17 protein-coding genes are annotated in these 21,136 nt (G+C 64.5%); 8 read left to right on the top strand and 9 right to left on the bottom strand.

Annotated features, from left to right (window positions below; translation table 11 throughout):
- Positions 1–24 precede the first annotated feature (24 nt).
- Genes OKW38_RS32485 through OKW38_RS32475 form a run of 3 tightly spaced genes read left to right on the top strand, consistent with a single transcriptional unit; the run spans position 25 to position 2,821 of the window.
- Positions 25–234: a DUF1656 domain-containing protein gene (locus OKW38_RS32485; protein ID WP_090808477.1), complete on the top strand. Its 210-nt coding sequence runs from the start codon at positions 25–27 to the stop codon at positions 232–234.
- On the top strand, positions 231–1,238 hold the full coding sequence (locus OKW38_RS32480) for an efflux RND transporter periplasmic adaptor subunit (RefSeq protein WP_090808475.1): 1,008 nt from the start codon (positions 231–233) through the stop codon (positions 1,236–1,238). The genes OKW38_RS32485 and OKW38_RS32480 overlap by 4 nt, the downstream gene beginning before the upstream one ends.
- The gene (locus OKW38_RS32475; protein ID WP_429364921.1) at positions 1,235–2,821 is read left to right on the top strand and encodes an efflux transporter outer membrane subunit; all 1,587 of its coding nucleotides are present in this window, start codon (positions 1,235–1,237) and stop codon (positions 2,819–2,821) included. The genes OKW38_RS32480 and OKW38_RS32475 overlap by 4 nt, the downstream gene beginning before the upstream one ends.
- 214 nt (positions 2,822–3,035) lie before the next feature.
- On the opposite strand, the gene OKW38_RS32470 is transcribed toward OKW38_RS32475, so the two are convergent.
- From OKW38_RS32470 to xylA, 6 genes are all read right to left on the bottom strand, one after another.
- Positions 3,036–3,497, bottom strand: a complete 462-nt coding sequence (locus tag OKW38_RS32470) for a (2Fe-2S)-binding protein (protein WP_090808471.1) — start codon at positions 3,495–3,497, stop codon at positions 3,036–3,038.
- A gap of 55 nt (positions 3,498–3,552) precedes the next feature.
- Entirely contained in the window at positions 3,553–5,823 is a 2,271-nt protein-coding gene (locus OKW38_RS32465; RefSeq protein WP_429364920.1) for a molybdopterin cofactor-binding domain-containing protein, read from the bottom strand.
- Positions 5,824–6,113: 290 nt separating this feature from the next.
- On the bottom strand, positions 6,114–7,313 hold the full coding sequence (locus OKW38_RS32460; RefSeq protein ID WP_429364919.1) for a sugar ABC transporter permease: 1,200 nt from the start codon (positions 7,311–7,313) through the stop codon (positions 6,114–6,116).
- Complete coding sequence (gene xylG, locus OKW38_RS32455; RefSeq protein ID WP_429364918.1) at positions 7,310–8,869, bottom strand: D-xylose ABC transporter ATP-binding protein; 1,560 nt, start codon at positions 8,867–8,869, stop codon at positions 7,310–7,312. The genes OKW38_RS32460 and xylG overlap by 4 nt, the downstream gene beginning before the upstream one ends.
- A 93-nt stretch (positions 8,870–8,962) precedes the next feature.
- Positions 8,963–9,991, bottom strand: a complete 1,029-nt coding sequence (xylF, locus tag OKW38_RS32450) for a D-xylose ABC transporter substrate-binding protein (protein WP_090808463.1) — start codon at positions 9,989–9,991, stop codon at positions 8,963–8,965.
- A 132-nt stretch (positions 9,992–10,123) separates the two neighbouring features.
- Positions 10,124–11,446 (bottom strand): xylose isomerase, encoded by a 1,323-nt coding sequence (gene xylA, locus OKW38_RS32445; RefSeq protein WP_429333035.1) that lies wholly within the window; start codon positions 11,444–11,446, stop codon positions 10,124–10,126.
- A 270-nt stretch (positions 11,447–11,716) separates the two neighbouring features.
- On the opposite strand from xylA, the gene OKW38_RS32440 reads away from it, so the two are divergent.
- The 3 genes from OKW38_RS32440 (at position 11,717) to OKW38_RS32430 (ending at position 14,566) form a co-directional block, all read left to right on the top strand.
- Positions 11,717–12,937 (top strand): XylR family transcriptional regulator, encoded by a 1,221-nt coding sequence (locus OKW38_RS32440; protein WP_090808461.1) that lies wholly within the window; start codon positions 11,717–11,719, stop codon positions 12,935–12,937.
- Between the two features lie 33 nt (positions 12,938–12,970).
- Entirely contained in the window at positions 12,971–14,065 is a 1,095-nt protein-coding gene (locus tag OKW38_RS32435; protein ID WP_090808459.1) for an aldose epimerase family protein, read from the top strand.
- 192 nt (positions 14,066–14,257) lie between these two features.
- The gene (locus tag OKW38_RS32430) at positions 14,258–14,566 is read left to right on the top strand and encodes a DUF4148 domain-containing protein (protein ID WP_018424216.1); all 309 of its coding nucleotides are present in this window, start codon (positions 14,258–14,260) and stop codon (positions 14,564–14,566) included.
- A 188-nt stretch (positions 14,567–14,754) separates the two neighbouring features.
- Here OKW38_RS32430 and OKW38_RS32425 read toward each other — a convergent pair whose 3' ends face one another.
- Positions 14,755–15,066, bottom strand: coding sequence for a hypothetical protein (locus tag OKW38_RS32425; protein WP_429333037.1), 312 nt, complete (start codon positions 15,064–15,066; stop codon positions 14,755–14,757).
- 261 nt (positions 15,067–15,327) lie between these two features.
- Between OKW38_RS32425 and OKW38_RS32420 the strand changes: the two genes are divergently transcribed.
- Both OKW38_RS32420 and OKW38_RS32415 read left to right on the top strand, forming a co-directional pair.
- Positions 15,328–16,149, top strand: coding sequence for an isocitrate lyase/PEP mutase family protein (locus tag OKW38_RS32420; protein WP_429364917.1), 822 nt, complete (start codon positions 15,328–15,330; stop codon positions 16,147–16,149).
- A 197-nt stretch (positions 16,150–16,346) separates the two neighbouring features.
- Positions 16,347–16,982: a helix-turn-helix domain-containing protein gene (locus tag OKW38_RS32415; protein WP_090808454.1), complete on the top strand. Its 636-nt coding sequence runs from the start codon at positions 16,347–16,349 to the stop codon at positions 16,980–16,982.
- 25 nt (positions 16,983–17,007) lie between these two features.
- Here OKW38_RS32415 and OKW38_RS32410 read toward each other — a convergent pair whose 3' ends face one another.
- Positions 17,008–19,980 carry an FAD-binding and (Fe-S)-binding domain-containing protein gene (locus tag OKW38_RS32410; RefSeq protein ID WP_429365557.1) on the bottom strand — a complete coding sequence of 991 codons (2,973 nt, stop codon included), beginning with the start codon at positions 19,978–19,980 and terminating at the stop codon, positions 17,008–17,010.
- Positions 19,981–20,043: 63 nt separating this feature from the next.
- Positions 20,044–21,081 carry a DUF1338 domain-containing protein gene (locus OKW38_RS32405; protein ID WP_429364916.1) on the bottom strand — a complete coding sequence of 346 codons (1,038 nt, stop codon included), beginning with the start codon at positions 21,079–21,081 and terminating at the stop codon, positions 20,044–20,046.
- Between the last annotated feature and the right edge of the window lie 55 nt (positions 21,082–21,136).

Below are 21,136 nucleotides of genomic sequence, written 5' to 3'. Positions count from 1 at the left end.
CCCTCCCTTTTCCCAGTTCCCGCGATGATCGGTGAAATCGATATCTTCGGCGTGTTCGTACCGTCCGTGCTGGTGCTGATGTTGATCGCGTATCTGATCAACCTCGGCATTCGCACCGCGCTCGATTACACCGGCTTTTACCGCTTCGTCTGGCATCGCTCCATCTTCGATCTCGGCGTCTATGTGCTGGTGCTGGGCCTTGTCGTCGTCGTTTCGCACAGACTAATAACGTGAAAAAAACCTGGTTCTCCGTCGGTCAGATCCTGCTGACCCTGATCGTCGTAGTGGTCGCAGCATTGGTGCTGTGGAAACTCGTCAACTACTACATGTTCGCGCCGTGGACCCGCGACGGGCGCGTACGCGCCGACGTGATCCAGGTCGCGCCCGACGTGTCGGGACTGATTTCGTCGGTCGAGGTCATGGACAACCAGCAAGTCAAGCAGGGCCAGGTGCTGTTCAGGATCGATCAGGCGCGCTACACGCTCGCATTGCGTCAGGCCGAGGCAACGGCGCAGCAGCGCCGCGCGACGCTCGATCAGGCCCGCCGCGAATACGCGCGCAATCGTCAGCTCGGCAATCTCGTCGCCGCCGAAGTACTCGAAGAAAGCCGCTCGCGCGTCGAGGCGGGCGAAGCCGCGCTTGCCGACGCGAACGTCGCGATCGACACCGCGAAGCTGAACCTCGAGCGCTCGACGATCAAAAGCCCGGTCGACGGTTATCTGAACGACCGCGCGCCGCGCGCCGGCGAATTCGTCGCGGCCGGCCGCGCGGTGGTCGCGGTGGTCGACATGCATTCGTTCCGCGTCGACGGCTACTTCGAGGAAACCAAGCTGCGCGGCATCGACATCGGCCAGCCGGTCGACATCATCGTAATGGGCGAGCCGAAGCCGCTGCGCGGGCACGTGCAGAGCATCGTCGCCGGTATCGAAGACCGCGACCGCACGCAAAGCGCCAATCTGCTGCCGAACGTGAACCCGGCGTTCAGCTGGGTGCGGCTCGCGCAGCGCATTCCGGTGCGGGTCGCGCTCGATGAAGTGCCCGCTGATTTCCGCCTGATCGCGGGGCGTACCGCGACGGTGTCGGTGCGTGACCTGTCGCCGCTCAGGAGACGAGCCGTGTCGGGCACGGATGGCGCATCTGGCACGGTCGCCGCTTCGGCTGCGCCGGTGGCGCCGGGTTCGTCGGTGGCGTCCGGGTCCGCTGGGTCGGGCACCGCACCGTCGGGCGCGTCGCAATGAAGTTCGTGCGTACCTTGTCCGCGCTGGCGCCGCGCTTGCCGCTGCTGCCGCTGCTGCCGCTGCTGCCGCTGCTGCCGTTATTGCCGCTCACCGTCGCGCTGAACGGCTGCATCAACGTCGGGCCGAACTACACGCTGCCGAAACAGGCGCTCGTCAATGCCCCGCTCGCGAACGGAGCGCTCGAGGGCGCCGATCCCATGCTGACGTCAACCCTCAATCTGCCGACCGTCTGGTGGAAGCTGTACGACGATCCGGTGCTGAACGGTCTGGTCGACCAGGCGTTGAAATCGAATACCGACCTGCGCGTCGCGACCGCGAATCTCGCGCGCTCGCGCGAGGCGCTGGGCATAGCGCAAGCGCAGGGCGGTTTTTCGGGCAACGCGTCGGTGGCGATCCAGCGCGCGCAGGAATCGGCCGAGCAATACCTGCTCTTCGAGAAACTGCCGGTCGCCAACCTGGGTGACATGGGCATCAACGTCTCGTACGAAATCGACCTGTTCGGCAAGCTGCGCCGCGGCGTCGAAGCGGCGGCGGCGGACACCGAGGCCGTGGAAGCCGCGGGCGACCTCGCGCGCATCACTGTCGTCGCGGACGTGGTGCGCTCGTACGTCGAACAATGCTCGGCGGCCGAGGAGCTGCGCATCGCGCAGCAATCGCTCGCGCTACAGAAGGAGCGCGTGGACGTGTCGCGCCGTCTGCGCGACGCGGGACGCGGAAACCAGACCGCGGTCACGAGCGGCCAGACTCAGGTCGAGACTCTGACGGCCGACATTCCGCGCTACACCGCGCGCCGCAAGATCGCACAATACCGGCTCGCGATGCTGCTCGCCCAGGCGCCGTCGCAATTGCCGCCGGCCGTGCTCGCCTGCGACCGGCTGCCGCAAATCCACCAGCCGATTCCGATCGGCGACGGCGCCGGGCTGCTGCGGCGACGCCCGGACGTGCACGAAGCCGAGCGTCAGCTTGCGGCGTCGACGGCGCGCATCGGCGTCGCGACCGGGGCGCTTTATCCGAGCATCAGCATTGGCGCGTCGGCGGGCTTCACCGGCATTCTGGAAGACATTCCCACCTCGCCGACGGCGCGTTGGGCCTTCGGTCCGCTGATCAGCTGGACCTTCCCGGCCAATGGCGCGCGCCAACGGGTCCACGAAGCCGAAGCGTCGAGCCAGGTCGCGCTCGCGAAGTTCGACGGCGTGGTGCTGACCGCGCTGCGCGAAACCGAGACCAACCTCGCGACCTACGCGTCCGATTACGCGCGCGCCGAATCGCTGCGCGCGGCGCTGAAGTCGGCGGCGCAATCGGCGGATGAAACGCATCGGCTATATCGCGCCGGGCGCGAGTCGTTCATCTCCGATCTCGACGCGACGCGCACGCTGACGGCCGCGAAGTCGCAGCTCGCGGCGGCGGAGGGCCAGGTGGCGATCGATCAGGTCAATCTGTTCCTGTCGCTGGGCGGCGGGTGGGAAGTTGGCGGGCAAAGCACGCCGGGTGAAACGCGGCCGCAGCTGAAGGCAACACCTGTCGCGGCCAAGCCGTCCGCGAAGTCGGGAGCGTCGACGGCCGCAACTGCGAAAGCGCCTTGATCGGCCGTCTTACGATTTATTTTTGACAATCTTTCTTTTTGCTTTCACTTTCGGTTAAATACGTGACACCACTTCACGCTACGGAGTCTCGTATGTCGCCATTCATGCAGGGTGTAGTCACGTTGGGCGGATGCATCGGTATCTTCACCGCGGTGGTTGCGGTGGTCGAAATGTTGGCTAATTGAGCTGGGCGGGCGGCGGACCGAAAGAGTGGCTAGCTGTTCCGCACTTTCGCCGCCGCCTGATGTATCGCCGCCCGTACCCGCGGATACGTGCCGCAACGGCACACCACCGGCGTCATCGCCTCGTCGATGTCGGCGTCGGTCGGATCGGGCTTGTGCTTCAGCAACGCGCAAGCCGCCATCAATTGCGCGCTCTGGCAATAACCGCACTGCACCACATCGAGTTCGATCCACGCGGCCTTCAGCGCCTGCGCCTCGCGTCCCTGCAAACCCTCGATCGTCGTGATCTTCTGCGTATGCAGGCTCGACATCAACGTCTGGCACGCGAAGCACGCGGCATCGTCGAGATTGATCGTGCACGCGCCGCAGATGCCCACGCCGCAGCCGAACTTGGTGCCGGTCATGCCGAGATCGCAGCGCAGCACCCATAGCAGCGGCATGTCCGGATCGGCATCGACCTTCACCTTGCGTCCGTTGATATTCAGTACCGCCATGCTTGCCTCCTGAGTCGCCGCGCTACACCGCAAGCTTTTGCTCATCCACCGTCCGTCATGCAAGCCGCAACGGCAGCGTCCGCAAACGCTGCCCCGTCAGTGCGAACACCGCATTGCCCACCGCCGGCGCGATCGGCGGCACGCCCGGCTCGCCGACACCTTGCGGGTGCAGCTCGCTCGGCATGATGTCGACCTCGATCGCAGGGCACCCGTTCATCCGCACGACCGGAAAGTCCACGAAGTTCTTCTGCTGCACCTGGCCGTTGACGATCGTGATCTCGTTCTGCAACGCGCTCGACAGCCCGAACACGATGCCGCCTTCCATCTGCTGCCGGATCAGGTTCGGATTCACCGGCAAACCGCAATCGATCACGCACACCACGCGATGCACGCGAATCTGCCGGTTCGCGCCGATCGACACCTCCGCGACCTGCGCGACCACGCTGCCGAACGCCTCGTGCAACGCGACGCCACGAGCGCAAGGCGCGCCATCGGCGGCGGGTTTTAGCGGACGCCCCCAGTCGGACAACTTCTCGACACGCTTCAGGACCGCCAGATGACGCGGATGCTGCGCGAGCAGCATCGCGCGAAACACGATCGGGTCCTGGCCGGCCGCGGCGGCGGCTTCGTCGGTGAAGCTCTCGGTGAAGAAGGCCTGATGCGAGTGGCCGACCGAGCGCCAGAAGCCGATCGGCACCGGCAATTCGACTATCTTGTGCGACACGCGCGCGGCCGGCCACTCGTACGCCTGATCGAACGCGCCTTCGCAGGTGGTCTTGTCGATCGGGATGTGCGGCACGCCGTAGTAACGCGCGAGCGCATCCGGCACGATCGCCTGACCCGCCGACTTCGCGTGCCAGGCGACCAGCTTGCCGTGCTCGTCGAAGCCGGCCTGAAGCCATGCCGCGCATGCGGGCCGGTAGAAGTCGTGCGTGAAGTCCTGCGCGCGCGACCAGATGGTTTGCACCGGACGGCCATCGGCCTCGCGCGCGATCGCCGCGGCCTGCGCGACGAAATCGAGTTCGAGGCGCCGGCCGAACGCGCCGCCCAACAACTGCGTCTGTACATCGACGAGATCGACGTCGAGGCCGAGCACTTTCGCCGCATGATGCCGCGCGAGCCGCGGCATCTGCGTCGACACCCAGACGGTCGCTGCGCCGTCCGCGACCTGCACCGTGCAGTTCAGCGGCTCGACCGCGCCATGCGCGAGATACGGCGCGTGATAGACCGCTTCGATCGTGCGCGCCGCGCGACTCATCGCGTTGTCGACGTTGCCGACGTGGTAATACACGTGGCCGTCCGTATGGTCGAGCGCCTCGACGAGGCGGGAGTCCACCGCCGCGCTCGACACCTTCGCGGCCGCGCCGTCATGCCAGGTCACGTTGATCGCCTCGACCGCGCTCATCGCGCGAAACGCGTTGTCCGCGATCACGGCCACGCCGCCGGTGCCGCCCGCGTACGGCGGCACGGCGAACGCCTTGATGAAGCCCCGTATCTTTTGCGCGGGCGTCGCGTCGAAATGCGCGACCGTGCCGCCGAGCGTCGGACACATCACGACGCTTGCATAGACCAAACCGTCGGGCAACACGTCGATGCCGAAGCGCGCCGCACCGTCGATTTTCGAAGCGGCTTCGATGCGCCGCACGGGCTGGCCGATCAGCCTGAAGTCGGCCGGCTGCTTCAGGACGACGCTGCGCGGCAGCGGCTGGCGCGCGGCCATCGACGACAATTCGCCGAACGTCGCCTTGTGCCCCCAAGGGTGCAGCACGTAGCCCTTTTCCGCGCGGCATTCGCGGACCGGCACCTCCCAGCGCTCGGCCGCCGCCGCGATCAGCATCACGCGCGCCGACGCGCCGGCCTCGCGCATCGGCGTCCAGAGATCGTTCATACTCGAGGAGCCGCCCGTCATCATCGTGCCGATCTCACGCACTGCCTTGCTCGTGATCCACACGGTGCCGCGGCGGATGTAGCTGTCGTCGTCGGGGCGAAACGGCAGATCGTCGACGATGCTCTGCACCGCGTTGTAGATCCGGTCGATCGGCGCCTCTTCGACTTTCACCTGCGGCCAGTCGGCGTCGAGCTCCTCGGCGAGCAGCATCGCAAGCCCCGTATGGATGCCCTGCCCCATTTCGGCCTTCGGCACGATGATCGTCACGCGGTTGTCGGCGTCGATCTTGACCCAGCCGTTCAGCCCAACCTCAGTGCCTTGCGTCGGCAGCGGCGTCGACGTCATCAGGCGCTGGCGCGGCGGCACCACGGCCCAGCCGACCAGCAGCCCGCCCAACGCACTGGCGCCGCCAAGCAGAAAGGTTCTGCGCGTCAACATGGCATGGCTCGCTCGGCTGGCTCGATGGTAGGAAAACGGCGACAGCGCCAATGCACCCGTCTTTGTCTGCGAATAGTAATAAGACGAATCGGCGAGCGTGAGACTTAAATGCGCGCGTGAACCTCGAGCGGCCGTACGGCGTGGGAAGGCGGGGACTGAAAGCGGCGGGGGAAAGTCGTGGGGTGTTTCATTAACTGCGACCGCGCAGAGGCGGCGGTGTGCCGGCGTAAGTCACCGCCAGCACACCGCGAACCTTGCGCTTGATTCAATCAGGCGATCATGCGACCGGATCAACGGCGGTTCGAACCCGACACCACGTCGATCCACACGGCCAGCACGAGGATGCCGCCCTTCACGATCATCTGCCAGTACGCGTCGACGTCGAGCATGGACATGCCGTTGTCGAGGCTCGCCATGACGAGCGCGCCGATCAGCGCGCCATACACGGTGCCGGAGCCGCCGCGCATCGAGGTGCCGCCGATAAAGCACGCGGCGATCGCGTCGAGTTCGCCCATCGAGCCCGCCGACGGCGAACCGGCCGCGAGCCGCGCCGTGTTGACGATGCCGGCAAACGCGCACATCAGCCCCATCAGCGCGAAGATCGCGAGCTTCACGCGGTCGGTGTTGACACCCGACAGCCGCGTCGCTTCGAGGTTCGAGCCGACCGCGTAGATGCGGCGTCCGAACACGGTCTGCGTCGCGATCCATGTGAAGACGCCGAGCAGCGCGAGCAGCAGCAACACCGGCACCGGAATGCCGCCGTAACTGTCGAGCATCGCGATGAAGCCGGCGAGAATCGCGCCTGCGCCGATCACCTTCGCGACGTCCTGCCAGAACGGCACGACGCGCAACTGATAACGCTGCCGATTCGCGCGCTGGCGGATCGTCAGGAATGCCAGCAGCAGGAACAGCACGACGGCGAGCGTGTCGCCGGCGAGCCGCGGCAGGTAGCCCTGGCCGACGAACACGAAGCTGTCCGACACCGGCGCGATCGTCGACCCTCCGGTAATGCCGAGCAGAATGCCGCGATACGCGAGCATGCCGCCGAGCCCGACGATAAACGACGGCACGCGCCGATACGTCGACCACCAGCCGTTGAACACGCCGACCGCGATGCCGAGCAGCAACACGACCGGAAGCGTCACGCCGATCGGCCAGTGCCGGTTCACGTCGAGAATCGCCGCAACGCCGCCTAGCAAACCGAGCAGCGAACCGACCGACAGATCGATTTCACCGGCGATGATCACGAACACCATGCCGCACGCGAGCATGCCGGTAATCGACATCTGCCGCAGCAGATTCGACAGATTGCGCGGCGTGACGAACGCGCCGTGCGTGAGCGCCGAAAAGAAAATCCAGATCACGGCGACGGCGATCAGCAGCGCGAGAATCTTGTAGCGCGCGAACAGTTGCTGGATCCGTTGCGTGCCGCCGAATGCGCCTCGCGGCACAGCGTTGTCGGTGCGTTGGGAAGTTACTTCGGGAGTCATGCGGCACTCGCTGCGGTTGGGTTCGAAGATAGATGCACGGGGCGGATCGCGGCGCCGAGAATGTCTTCCTGCGTGAGACCGTCGTTGATGAAATCGCCTCGCAACTCGCCTTCGCCGATCACGAGCACTCGGTCGCTGATGCCGAGCACTTCCGGCAATTCGGACGACACCATCACGATCGACATGCCGCGCTGCGCCAGCTGGAAGATCAGCTTGTAGATCTCGTATTTGGCGCCGACGTCGACGCCGCGTGTCGGTTCGTCGAGAATCAGCACGGTCGGGTTGGTCAGCAGCATGCGCGTGAGCACGGCCTTCTGCTGATTGCCGCCCGACAGACTTGCAATCGATAACATCGGATTGGCGGCGCGCACGGAAAGCCGCTTCATTTCCGTCTGAATCGTGTCGAGTTCGGCCGCGGAATCGATACGTCCGCCCGTCGCGAAACGCTGCAACACCGCAAGCGTGATGTTATGACCGACGCTCATGCCCGGCACGATGCCGTGGCGTTTGCGATCCTCGGGCACCATCGCGATGCCGGCGCGAATCGCGTCGATTGGCGCGCGAATTTTCAGCGGCTTGCCGTCGAGCACGACGTGCGCCTCGCTGATGCCTACATACGCGCCGAAAACCGCCTGCATCAGTTCGGTGCGGCCCGCGCCGACGAGCCCGGCGACACCGAGAATTTCGCCGCGCCGCAACGAGAACGACACGTCGTCCACGCGCTTGCGGCGCGGATTCGTCACGTCGAAACAGGTCACGTTGCGCGCTTCGAAGATCACGTCGCCGATCGGATGCGGCTCGCGCGGAAACAGGTTCTTGATCTCTCGGCCGACCATCAGCGAGATGATCCGCTCGGTCGTCAGGGCGTGCATCGGCTCGGTCGCGACATGGCGGCCGTCGCGAATCACGCTGATCGTGTCGCAGACGGCCGCGACTTCGTCGAGCTTGTGCGAGATGTACACGCAGGCAATGCCGCGCCGCTTCAGATCGCGCACGATATCGAGCAGAATCGCGATTTCGGAGGCGGTCAGCGACGACGACGGTTCGTCGAGGATCAGCAGCTTTGCGCGCTTGTTCAGCGCCTTCGCGATTTCGATCAGTTGCTGATGGCCGCCCCCGTAGTTCATTACGGGCTGCGCGGCGTTGATGCCGCTGATGCCGAGTTCGCGCAACAGTTCGTCGGCACGCTGATACATCGCCGCGTAGTTCATGCGGCCGCCGGGCAGCGTGATTTCGTTGCCGAGAAAGATGTTTTCCGCGACCGACAACTCCGGCACGAGCATCAGTTCCTGATGGATGATGATGATGCCCGCGCGTTCGGTGTCGCGTACGCTCGCGGCCTTTAGCGTCTCGCCTTCCCAGGTTATTTCGCCATCCCAGGTACCGTGCGGATACACGCCGGACAGCACCTTCATCAGCGTCGATTTGCCCGCGCCGTTTTCGCCGCACAGGCCCACGCATTCGCCCGGCGATACGGTCAGATCGATGCCGTCGAGCGCCTTCACGCCGGAAAAAGCTTTGACGATGCCGCGCATCGTCAGAACAGGTTGGGTCATTCGCTATGCCTCGCTGCAAGTTGGGCCAATGTTCGATCACGCTCCCGGGCGCGATGACCCGGGAGCGTGGCGTTCACATAGCCCGTCTCTGTGTTATTTGCTCGCGAGTTGCTCTTGCGTGTAGAAGCCGTCCTTCACGACGGTGTCGAGGTTCGCCTTGGTCAACCTGGTCGGCTGCAGCAGCACCGTATCGACCTTCTTCTTGCCGTTGTCGTATTGCGCGTTGAACGCCGGCTTGTCACCCCTGGCAAGCGCGACCGACAGCTTCGCCGCTTCGCTCGCGATCAGCTTCAGCGGCTTGTAGACCGTCATCGTCTGCGTGCCGGCCGCCACGCGCTTCACGGCAGCGAGGTCGGCATCCTGACCCGAGATCGGTACCTTTCCGGCGAGGCCCTGCGCGGCGAGCGCCTGGATCGCGCCGCCCGCGGTGCCGTCGTTCGACGCGACGACTGCGTCGATCTTGTTGTTGTTCGCGGTCAGCGCGTCTTCCATGATGCGCAGCGCGGTCGATGCGCTCCACTCCGGCACCCACTGCTGGCCGACCACCTTGATGTCACCCTTGTCGATCGCCGGTTGCAGCACCTTCAGTTGGCCTTGGCGCAGCATCTTCGCATTGTTGTCGGTCGGCGCGCCGCCGAGCAGGAAGTAGTTGCCCTTCGGCCGCACGTCATAGACGCCCTGCGCCTGCATCTCGCCGACCTTCTCGTTGTCGAACGAGATATAGGCGTCGATATCGGCGTCGAGAATCAGGCGGTCATACGACACGACCTTGATGCCCGCTTTGCGTGCTTCGGCCACGACGTTGCCGAGCGTCTTCGAGTTGAACGGCACGATCACAATCACGTCGACGCCGCGCGAGATCAGGTTTTCGATCTGCGAGATCTGGCGCTCTTCGCTCGCATCGGCCGATTGCACCGACACCTTCGCGCCGAGCTTTTCCGCCGCGGCGACGAAATAGTCGCGATCGCGCGACCAGCGCTCGACGCGCAGATCGTCGATACAGAAGCCGATTTCCGGATGAGCCTTGCTGGCGTGCGCGAGCGGCGCGGCGAGCGACAGGCTGGCGAGTACCGCGCCGCACAACAGCGAACTCAGGACGTTACGACGCATTGCAAATTTCATTGATGTCTCCTTTTTGTGTAGTGATAGCCGGAATACCGGACATATCGGTCTGCGCTGCGAGCCGCAGACTCGGACAAGCGACAACCCACAGCTTGCTGGTGCGCGCGGTCGACGTGGCCGCGCGATCTTTATTCAACGTCCGCTATAAATCGCCTGATTTACGATGTTTTCCATGTGTTCCTGCTGCCCGCTCACATGCCGCGGATTCAGATCGCGCGCCAGCGTGTCCGCGGCGAGCGTCGACAGCGAATACCCGCCGGACAGGATCTTGCGGCCGAACTCGCCATCCCAGCCCGCGTAGCGTTGCCGCTTGAACTGCTCGAGGCGCTCGTTTTCGACCAGCACCGCGGCGCGTTCGAGGCCTAGCGCGAGGTTGTCGATCGCGCCGACGTGGCCATAAAACAGGTCTTCCGCATCGACACTCTGGCGCCGCACTTTCGCATCGAAGTTCATGCCGCCGCTCGTGAAGCCGCCGTGGCGCAGGATTTCGTATAAGGCCAGCGTGAGTTCCTCGACGCTGTTGGGAAATTGGTCGGTGTCCCAGCCATTTTGCGGATCGCCGCGATTCGCATCGACGCTACCGAAGATGCCGAGCGCAAATGCGGTCGCAATCTCGTGATGGAACGAGTGCCCCGCGAGCGTCGCGTGATTCGCCTCGATGTTGACGCGAATCTCCTTGTCGAGGCCGTGCTGCAGCAGAAAGCCGTGCACGGTCGCGACGTCGTAGTCGTATTGATGCTTGGTCGGCTCCTGCGGCTTCGGCTCGATCAGCAGCGCACCCTTGAAACCGATCCGGTGCTTGTGTTCGACGACCATGTGCAGGAAGCGCGCGAACTGCTCGCGCTCGCGCACGAGGTCGGTGTTCAGCAGCGTGTCGTAGCCTTCGCGGCCACCCCACAACACATAGTTTTCGCCGCCGAGGCGCAGCGTCGCGTCGAGCGCATGACGCACCTGGGTCGCCGCAAAGGCGAATACCTCCGGATTCGGATTGGTCGCGGCGCCGGCCGCGTAACGCGGATGCGAAAACAGATTCGCGGTGCCCCACAGCAATTTGACACCGGTATCCTGCTGCTTGCGCGCGAGGTAGTCGGACACGCGCAGGAAGTTCTCGCTGTATTCCTTCACGCTCGCGCCTTCGGGCGCGACGTCGGTATCGTGGAACGTGTAGTACGGCGTGCCGAGCTTCGAGAAGAATTCGAACGCGGCGTCGGCCTTTTGCTGCGCCCGCTCCATTGCGTCGCCGGGTTGCTGCCACGGCCGCCGGAACGCGCCCTGACCGAAGATATCGACGCCGGGCCATACGAAGGTATGCCAGTAGCAGACGGCGATACGCAGATGTTCCTCGAGCGTCTTGCCGAGTACCTTCCTCGTTTTGTCGTAGTGACGGTACGCGAGCGGGTTGTCCGATTGCGGGCCTTCGTAACGGATCTCTGGAATGTGTTCGAAGTAGGACATCGGCGTCTCCAATGTATGGTGCATTGCAACCCACGCGAGAAGCCGCGCAGGCCGACAAAGTGACGCCATGCTGCCGCTTGCACGATGTGCCGGCAATTGCGAAATTGCGCAGCGCGCTTGATGTTTCTTACCGCCCGCGCGTTTGTTTACTGCCGCCGCGCGATTCGGCGCCTAGAATAACCAGACGCTTAAAAACGGGGCTGCTCCCAGGCACCCGACACAATGGAGACAAAGGCGCGTGGTCCATCGAGCCACCCGCCGCTCACCGCCATGACCCGTCCACAAGCACCTCAGACAACCCATCGCATCGCGCTGCTGTTCAACGCGAACAAGGTCTACGATCGCGAGATCATCACCGGCATCGGCAACTACCTGCTGTCGACGCGCGTCGCATGGGATCTCTTCCTCGAAGAAGACTTCCGCTGCCGGCTCGCGGGTATCCAGCGCTTCGACGGCGACGGCATCATCGCGGACTTCGACGATCCCGCCGTCGACGAAGCCCTGCGCGACTGTCCACTGCCGGTGGTCGCGGTCGGTTCGTCGTACGAGGATCCGACGCAGTACCCCCCGGATTTACCCTATATCGCGACCGACAACAGCAAGCTCGTGTCGCTCGCGTACACGCACCTGATCGGCGCGGGCCTCGAAAACTTCGCGCTGTACAGCCTGCCGCAGGCGCAGGAAAACCGTTGGGCGCAACAGCGCGAACTCGCCTTCGCGCATCTGCGCAGCGCGGACGGACGCAGCGCGGCGCAGATCGATAGCGAGATCTATCGCGGTCTGTCGACGAGCGCGCCGTCCTGGAACCAGGCCATCGAACAGCTGACCACGTGGCTGCGGCAACTGCCGAAGCCGGTCGGCATCATCGCGGTGACCGACGCGCGTGCGCGGCATTTGCTGCAGGCATGTCTGATCGCGGGCATTCCGGTGCCCGAGGAAGTCGCGATCATCGGCATCGACAACGATCCGCTCACGCGGACGCTGACGCGCATTCCGCTGTCGTCGGTGATCCAGGGCACCGAGGAAATGGGCCGTACCGCCGCGCACATCCTGCATCAGATGCTGCACGGCGCGCGCTTTCCGGGGCGCCGCATTCTGGTGCCGCCGGTCGGCATCAACGTGCTCGAATCGACGCGGCATCAGCCGCTCGCGAGTCCTTACGTGATGCGCGCCCGCCATTTCATTCGCCAGTACGCGTGCCAGGGCATCCGCACCGAGCAGGTGGCCGACTATGTGGGCGTGTCGCGTTCGTCGCTCGAAGAGTATTTCCGGCGCGAACGTCAGTGCACCGTGCATCAGGAGATCCTGCGCCACAAGCTCGACGTCGCGAAGTCGCTGCTCGCGAAACGCGATGCGTCGAGCGCGGAAGTCGCGATCCGTTGCGGCTTCACGTCGCTGCAATACATGTACGCGGTATTTCGCCGCGAACTCGGCTGCACGCCGCGCGAATACCAGGAGCGCGTGGGCCCGAAGACCAAAACCGCTGGCTGAGCATGCTTTCTATTTTTTCTTCGCACTGACCACATGATCAGCATCGCACAACTCTCTTCCGAGCCGTGGGGCACGCTGCAGGGCGGCGATCGCGTACGGCTTTACACGTTGCGCAACGCGCACGGCATGAAAGTCGCCATCAGCGACCTCGGCGCGACGCTGGTTTCGTGGCACGCACCGGATCGCGCCGGACGTCTCGGCGATATTCTGCTCGGTCACGACACGCCCGCCGAATACGTGGCGGCCTCGACCTACATGGGCGGACTGATCGGCCGCTGGGCGAATCGCATTGCGGGCGCGCGCTTTTCGCTCGACGGCATCGAGTACACGCTCGATCGCAACGAAGGTCCGAATCTGCTGCACGGCGGCACGGTCGGTTTTCATCGGGCGTTGTGGGAGGTCGCCGAGGACGACGGCGCGTTGCTGATGCGGCTCGAGTCGCCCGAAGGCGATGCCGGTTTTCCGGGCAACGTGACGGTGCAAGTACGCTATTCGCTCGACGACGACGGCACGCTGACGATCGGCTACGAAGCGATCACCGACGCGCCGACGCCGCTCAATCTGACGAGCCATCCGTACTTCAACCTGACCGGGCGCGCGGGCACCGACATTCGCGGCCACGTGCTGTCGATCGACGCCGAGCGCTTTTTCGAAGTCGACGCGACGATGATTCCGTGCAAGCTCGCCGACGTCGCGGGCAACGCATTCGACTTCCGGCAGAGCGCGCCGATCGGCGGCCGGCTCGACTGGCCGCACGCGCAACTCGCGCGCGCCGGCGGCTTCGATCATTGCTATGTGCTGCGCGAGGCGCCGGCAAACGCGATGCAGGGCAACGAGGGCCACGCGCCGCCGCTGCGCGAAGTCGCCTGGGCATACGATCCGGGCAGCGGACGCGAACTGACCGTCGCGACCGATCAGCGGGGCTTGCAGTTTTACACGGGCAACGCGTTGAACGGCAACCCGGGACGCGGCGGTGTTCGCTATCAACGGCACGCCGGCTTGTGCCTCGAGGCGGGCGGTTTCCCGAACGAGGTCAATATGACCGGGCAGAACGAAGTGATCGTGCGACCCGGAGATACTTATCGGCAAATCACGAGTTATCGCGTCGATGTGCGCAAAGGTGTGTGACCAGATTTACGGCCGCTTTTGCGCTGTTTTACGAGAACCCGCGACGGCGAGATTACAGCTCGCCGACTACCCGTTCTTTGCAATACTGAATTAGTCGGCTAGTGGTTTTCCCCAAGTTCACCCCCCTCTAGACTGCGCTTATGGCACCGGTATCGCTGCGGTGCCGGATAGACAACTACGGAGGGAAACATCATGAAATCGCTTATCCAGGCAGTTGCGCTTACGGCCCTGATCGCTGCGCCGGTCGCGTCGTTCGCGCAATCGGAACAGCCGATCACGCGGGCCGAAGTCAAGGCACAGGTGCAGCAACTCGAACAGATTGGCTATAACCCGGCCATCGTGCTCGATGCCCAGTATCCCGCGGACATCCAGGCGGCCGAGGCACGCGTCTCCGCGATGAACGCGAAGGGCCAAGGCGACACGTCTGGCTATGGGTCGTCGATGGGCGGATCATCGCAAGCGGGCCATCATCCGATGTGGGTCAATCCGGACGGTCAGTGACGAGTCCCGAACGTATAGCGAATGTCCGTAGCGAGGAAAGATTCTCGAGTTAACGGCCCTTTCCCCTCTTTGCGGTTTTCGCCGTTTCGAACCGATATGAAGCGGGCGCATGTTTTCAAGGCATGCGCCCGCTCTTTACGTTTATGCGGCATTAACAACGTACCGCCAATTCTGACGCCGCGGCAGATTCACCCAGCCCGTGCCTGCGGGCATTCCGCCTGATACCAGATGTCCACCTGCCTCTGCGCGCGCTCGAGACTCGCCGGATAGTCAGGATCAAAGCGTCGTTCAGGGTGGTAGCCCGCTTGCCGCAGCGCTGTCAGTTCGCTCATGCTCCGCTGGTGCGTGGCCGGTGCCTTGTTCCTGAGGTCGGTCAGATCGCGGCATTGCGTTGCACTCAGATGCGTTTGCGCGCCGCCATTCCCGCCGCCCGCCGCGCAGCCAACGAGCGTGAGCACCAACACGGCAGGGATCGACCGCATCCGGGTCGCGATGTTCATGTTGTGCCTCCTTTGGGGAAATGACCTCGTCGCGAATGCCGACTGCCCACGCGGCCCTTCGCATCTCAGAACCGGCTTCTTCGCCTGTCGTCATTTTGAATTATTGGAAACGTCTGTGAAAGTCGCCACCCATTTCATCAACCACGGTTTCGATACGGACATAGACTTTCCCCTGGTGAATGCCGATTCGCCTGCGCAACAGTTGGCCCGGCGTTTTCCTTTCAACGAGGGAGCCGCTCCCTCACACCAAGGAGACATGCGATGCCCCGCACCGCCGCTGAAAAACGCGCCGCTTTCCGCGCGCTGCACTCGTCTGGCTGTTTCGTGCTGCCCAATCCGTGGGACGCGGGCAGCGCCCGTTATCTGCATACACTCGGCTTCAAGGCGCTCGCGACAACGAGTTCCGGTTTTGCGTGGTCGACCGGACATGCGGACAACACGTTGCCGCGCGAAACGATCCTCGCGCACCTGCGCGCAATCGTCGACGCGACCGATCTGCCGGTCAACGCCGACTTCGAAAACGGCTTCGGCCGCGACCCGGAAGAAGTCGCCGAGAGCGTGACGCTCGCGGTGGAAACGGGCGTCGCGGGCCTGTCGATCGAAGACTCGACCGGCAACCCCGCCGCGCCGCTGTTTCCGGTCGACGTCGCCGTGCAGCGGCTCAGCGCGGCGCGACGTGCGATCGATCAGCACGGCGGCGACACGCTGCTCGTCGGCCGCGCGGAGAATTTCTTCGCCGGCAGGCCCGATCTCGACGATGCCATTGCGCGTCTGAAGGCCTATGCGGCGGCGGGCGCCGACTGCCTGTATGCGCCCGGCATCCAGACGCGCGAGCAGATCGAAGCGGTGGTCGCGGCCGTCGCGCCGAAGCCCGTCAATCTGCTGATCGGCTCGACATCGACCCTGACGTTGCAGGACGTGGCCGCGCTCGGCGCGCGGCGGATCAGCGTCGGCGGCGGGCTCGCGCGCGCGGCGTGGGGTGGCTTCATGCACGCCGCTCAGGCGCTGGCCGATGGCCGCTTCGACTTCACCGGCGCGACGGCGGGCACGCAGCTCAATGAGCTTTTCAATCGCAGCGCGTGAAAAACGCCGCGCAAAGGACGCCTCATCAACTTGAGATCGCCACGCTGCGTCGAACTCATCGGAAAAGCCGCGACGTTTCCGATGAGAAAAGCGCACGAACGCCTGAGTCGGCGCCCAAAGGCCCCCGTCACGCCAAATGTTATGATCGGAAACATTATTCGCCCGATCAAGCGCATACCCGACCAGCAGCAAGCCTCATGGACACCCACCTCACCAAATCCGCCGACACGTCCTCCACCGATCTCGGCCGGCGCGTGCGCGCCGCCCGTCAAGCGCAGGATCTGACGCTCGAAACCGCGAGCCGCCTGTGCGGTGTCTCGCGCTCGACGCTGTCGAAGGTCGAAAACGGCCTGATGTCCCCCACGTTCGACGTGCTGCAAAAAATCGTGCTGGGCCTGAAGATCGAAATTGGCGAACTGTTCGGCTCGACGCCGAAAGTCAGCGCGAGCGGCCGGCGCGCGCTGACGCGCAAGAACGAAGGCCAGCGCCACGCTTATCGCGGCTATCAGATGGAGTTGCTCGCCACCGACCTGGCGCACAAGGCGATGCTGCCGTTTCGCATCCGCATCTCGGCGCACACGCTCGACGCATTCGACGACTGGGGCCGCCACGAAGGCGAGGAGTTTCTCTACGTGATCAGCGGCAGCGTGTGCCTCTATTCGGAGCTGTACGCGCCGACACATCTGAACACGGGCGACAGCCTCTACTTCGACAGCCGCACGGGTCACGCGGCGGTGTCGACCAGCGAGGAAGACGCCGAAGTGTTGTGGATGGCGACCAATGCGGACCTTCCGCATACACCGCCTGCCGCGAACGAGTCAGCGAAGAAATAGCGCGCCCTGCACGGTGCGCGCACACTCAGCGCGCCGCCAGCGCCCGTTGCGCGAGTTGCGCGATATGCAGTGCGTGTCGCCCTGTGCCGTGCTCGATCTGCTCGCGACAACTGAAGCCGTTGGTCAGCACGATCGTTTCCGCATTCGCCGCCATAGCGTCGCGCACGGCCTCAAACATGTCCTCGCCGATCTTTTCCGACAACGCGTGATGCTCGATGTTGAAGCCGAACGATCCCGCCATCCCGCAGCAGCCGGTATCGAGCAGCTTCCATCTGACGCCGAGCTTGTTCAGCAACGCCGTGTCGCCCTGCATGCCGAATAGCGCCTTCTGATGACAATGGCCATGCACGATCACATCGGCCGCGAGCGTCGGCCACTCGAACGGCTGACGCGCGACGAAATCGGCAAACAGATATGTTTGCGCGGACAGCTTCTTCGCCAACGCATGATCGGGGAGTTGCTTCAGCAACTCGTCCTTGAACACCGATAGACAGCCAGGTTCCAGACCGACCAGCGGCATGCCGGCGGCGATGTCGTCCGCGAGGTCGTCGACGATATGCGTGAGCAGCTCGCGCGCGCGTTCGAGCAGGCCGAAGTCGTACAGCGGACGCCCGCAACACAAACGTTTCTTCGGCAACACGACGTGCCAGCCGAGTTGCGTGAGCACCTCAGCGGCGGCCTGCGCGATCTCGGGCGTGAAGTGGTCGTTGAATGTATCGACCCACAGGATCACCTTCTTTGCGTCGCCGCCGAGCGCATGAATCGCGGATGCTTGCGACGACGCACTCCGTCGATAAGTTGCAGCGGCGAACCGCGGCAACGCACGCGTCTGCGCCACACCCGCGATCCATTTGCCGAGCGCGGACAAACCGGGCGCCGTCGTCAGAAAGTTCGTCGCGCGCGGAAAACGCGCGGCCCACGGTGCCCATTCGCCGATTCGTCCCATGAACAGCGCCTGACGCGGCCGACGATTGTTCTCATAGTAGTGGGAAAGGAACTCCGCCTTGTACGACGCCATGTCCGTATGCGTCGGGCAATCGGACTTGCAGCCCTTGCATGCGAGGCAGGTATCGAGCGCTTCTTTCACTTCGCGGCTGTTCCAGCCGTCGGCGATCACGTCGCCTTGCAGCATTTCCCAGAACAGATGCGCACGCCCGCGGGTCGAGTACTTTTCCTCGCGCGTGCCGCGATAGCTCGGACACATCGTGCCGCCTTCGAGCGAGCGGCATTTGCCCATGCCGATGCAGCGTTCGATCGCACGCTGAAAGCCGTCGCCCTCCTGGCTCGCGAACGCGAGCCTCGTATGCAGCGTCACCGGCTTGTACGCAGGGCCCATGCGCAGGTTTTCGTCGGCGCGGTATGCATGCACGACTTTGCCCGGATTCAGACGATTCGCCGGGTCCCAGATCGCCTTGAACTGCTCCATCGCCTGCATCAGCTCGGGGCCGTACATGATCGGCAGAAACTCGGCCTTCGCCTGGCCATCGCCGTGTTCGCCCGACAGCGAGCCGCCGAATTCGACCACCAGTTCCGCCGCTTCGCGCAAGAACCCGCGCCACCTCGCGATACCTTCCGCGCTGCGCAGATCGAACGTGATGCGCGCGTGCACGCAGCCGTCGCCGAAATGGCCGTACAGGCTCGTCTCGTAGCCATGGCGATCGACGAGCGCCTGAAAAGCGCGCAGATAATCGCCGAGCCGCAGCGGATCGACCGCCGCGTCTTCCCAGCCGACCACCGGATCGGGCTTGTCGCGATCCACTGACAACGCGACCGCCGACGCCCCCGTCTCGCGAATCGACCACACTTTCGCCTGCAAGGCGCGATCTTCGACGAGCATCGTCGAGATTTGCGGCCCAGCCGCGCCCGATTGGAAATACGCGGCGGCGTCGCGTGCCTCTTGCAGCACCTCGTCCTGCGTGTCCGCACCGAATTCGAGCACGACCCACGCATCGCCTTCAGGCAGCAGTGCGATCTCGTCCTTCTTCAGGCCGCGCGCCTGCAAGCCGCGAATGATCGCGCGGTCGAGTCCCTCGACTGCGATCGGCCCGCAGCGCATGAAATGCGGCACCGCGTCCGCCGCCGTATAGATGTCGGTGAAGCCGACCACGACGATCACGCGCCTGGCCGGACTCTTCACGAGCCTCACTTTGGCCTGCAACGTGACCGCGCACGTGCCTTCGCTGCCGACGAGCGCACGCGCGACGTTCAAGCCGTTTTCCGGCAGCAGTTGATCGAGATTGAAGCCCGACACGCGCCGCTTGATCTGCGGGAATTTCGCGCGAATCCGTTCGGCGTACGTGTCGCGCAGTTGCTTGAGCGCCGCGTAGATTTCGCCTTGTCGGCCACCCGCCGCGATGATGCGTTCGAGTTCTTCCCCGGAGGTCGGGCCGACCCAGAAACGCGCGCCGTCGAAGGTCGCGATTTCGAGCGCTTCGATGTTCTCGACGGTCTTACCGGCCATCACCGAATGCGCGCCGCACGAGTTGTTCGCGATCATGCCGCCGAGCGTGCAGCGGCTATGCGTGGCGGGATCGGGTGCGAACGTGAGGCCGTGCTGTTCGGCGGCATCGCGCAAGGAGTCGCACACCACGCCCGGCTCGACGACCGCGACGCCCGCAAGCGGATCGATCGAGACGACGCGGTTCAGATACTTGCTCGCGTCGGCCACGACCGCGACGTTCACGCATTGGCCGTTCTGCGACGTGCCGCCACCGCGCGCGAGAAACGGCACGTCGTTGCGACGGCATGCGGCGAGCGTTGCGAGCAGATCGTCGATATCGGCCGGCACCACGACACCGAGCGGGACTTGCCGATAGTTCGACGCATCCGATGCGTACAATGCTTTGGAACCCTGATCGAATCGCACCTCGCCGCGCACGTGCTGGCGCAGGTCGCTTTCGAGCGCCTGCAATAGCTCCGCGCTGGCCGAGAAAGGCGTGGCGACACGCGGTTCATGCAAAGCGCCCCGCTGCGCGCCAACCCGCCGCTCTTCATCCAATGACAATGACGTCCCCACTGCGCACCTCGTCTGCGATGCCGGCGCTCGCGCCGCCGTCAGCGCTCAGGCCGCCTGGCTCGCGGTCATCCGGAAGATGCCCTGTGCGTTGCCCGCGTCGAAACGCCGGTCCGTTTCCCAGCGGCGCGCGTCCTGATCGAAACTGCGCTTGCGCGTAATGAATTCGAAGAACGAGCCCGGCACGTCGCGCGTGACGACGCCGCCGTCGGCCGCGCGAAATTCACGCTGCACGACATCCGCGCGATACGCGGTCTGGAACACGCGCCCGGAACGCGAATGCTCGACTTCGGGCTTCATCGGCCGACCCTTCGCCTTCTGTTCGTCCGACAGCTTGAAGACGTCCGCGACGCGATCGGTCGCGTGATTGAACGCGTTACCTTCGGTCGCGATCCACGCCATCTCCGCCGATTCCTTCAACAATACTTCGTAATCGGCTTCGTGTGGCATCTCGTGCTGACGCGCGAACGCACCGACGATCACCGGTAGCAACTCCTGCGCCGCATCGAGCGGCAGCACGCCATCGCGTTCGAGTTCCCACAAGAGGCCATGGGCGCGCGGCGTCAACGGATCGCGCGAGGCACCGATCACGTTCGTCACCGCCTGCTGGAACGCCGCGGAAAAACGCTCCGGGTGCAGTTCGCTGACGAAGAACTGCGCGATCTCGTCGGCGGCGTCCTCATGCGCCCACGCGCGGCCGGTCATGCCGAGACGATCGAGCGGGTAACGGCCGTTGATCCGAAAGCCGAGCGGCCGCAGGATGCGCGCGAACGCGGCCTCGCCGGGCGGCAGCGCGCCGCTGTGCGGCCAGCGCACGGTGCGCAGCGCGCCATGATCGAAGTACACGCTGCCGCTGGCGGCGACGGTTTCCTCCGTATAGCGGCGGCCGTTTTCCGAGCGCGCGAGCAGATCGTCGAACAGCGCCATGTTCATCGCCTGTGCGACTTCGGCGCGCGTGACGCTGCCGCTTTCCCACTCGTTCAACACACGCGGATGATTCAGCGTCGCAAACAGGCGCGCGGCTTTCTGCGCGCCCAGCAGCTTCACCAGTAGTTGTTCGACGTTCGCATTCTTCAGGTTTCGCATCCGGCTTCTCCACGCTATACGTTGAGCGCTGCTCGAGCGCCTCATAACGGGCGAG

The sequence above is a fragment of the Paraburkholderia sp. MM5496-R1 genome (assembly GCF_050436205.1).
GTDB classification, from domain to species: domain Bacteria; phylum Pseudomonadota; class Gammaproteobacteria; order Burkholderiales; family Burkholderiaceae; genus Paraburkholderia; species Paraburkholderia tuberum.
This window is presented reverse-complemented; position numbering and strand designations above follow the sequence as displayed.

Bases quoted from the DNA above. Each gene is read 5' to 3' on its own strand.
- OKW38_RS32430 (WP_018424216.1), top strand. From the start codon at position 14,258: ATGAAATCGCTTATCCAGGCAGTTGCGCTTACGGCCCTGATCGCTGCG.
- OKW38_RS32460 (WP_429364919.1), bottom strand. From the start codon at position 7,313: ATGACTCCCGAAGTAACTTCCCAACGCACCGACAACGCTGTGCCGCGA.
- OKW38_RS32425 (WP_429333037.1), bottom strand. From the start codon at position 15,066: ATGAACATCGCGACCCGGATGCGGTCGATCCCTGCCGTGTTGGTGCTC.
- OKW38_RS32420 (WP_429364917.1), top strand. From the start codon at position 15,328: ATGCCCCGCACCGCCGCTGAAAAACGCGCCGCTTTCCGCGCGCTGCAC.
- OKW38_RS32405 (WP_429364916.1), bottom strand. From the start codon at position 21,081: ATGCGAAACCTGAAGAATGCGAACGTCGAACAACTACTGGTGAAGCTG.
- OKW38_RS32440 (WP_090808461.1), top strand. From the start codon at position 11,717: ATGACCCGTCCACAAGCACCTCAGACAACCCATCGCATCGCGCTGCTG.
- xylA (WP_429333035.1), bottom strand. From the start codon at position 11,446: ATGTCCTACTTCGAACACATTCCAGAGATCCGTTACGAAGGCCCGCAA.
- OKW38_RS32475 (WP_429364921.1), top strand. From the start codon at position 1,235: ATGAAGTTCGTGCGTACCTTGTCCGCGCTGGCGCCGCGCTTGCCGCTG.
- xylG (WP_429364918.1), bottom strand. From the start codon at position 8,869: ATGACCCAACCTGTTCTGACGATGCGCGGCATCGTCAAAGCTTTTTCC.
- OKW38_RS32470 (WP_090808471.1), bottom strand. From the start codon at position 3,497: ATGGCGGTACTGAATATCAACGGACGCAAGGTGAAGGTCGATGCCGAT.
- OKW38_RS32435 (WP_090808459.1), top strand. From the start codon at position 12,971: ATGATCAGCATCGCACAACTCTCTTCCGAGCCGTGGGGCACGCTGCAG.
- OKW38_RS32485 (WP_090808477.1), top strand. From the start codon at position 25: ATGATCGGTGAAATCGATATCTTCGGCGTGTTCGTACCGTCCGTGCTG.
- OKW38_RS32465 (WP_429364920.1), bottom strand. From the start codon at position 5,823: ATGTTGACGCGCAGAACCTTTCTGCTTGGCGGCGCCAGTGCGTTGGGC.
- xylF (WP_090808463.1), bottom strand. From the start codon at position 9,991: ATGAAATTTGCAATGCGTCGTAACGTCCTGAGTTCGCTGTTGTGCGGC.
- OKW38_RS32415 (WP_090808454.1), top strand. From the start codon at position 16,347: ATGGACACCCACCTCACCAAATCCGCCGACACGTCCTCCACCGATCTC.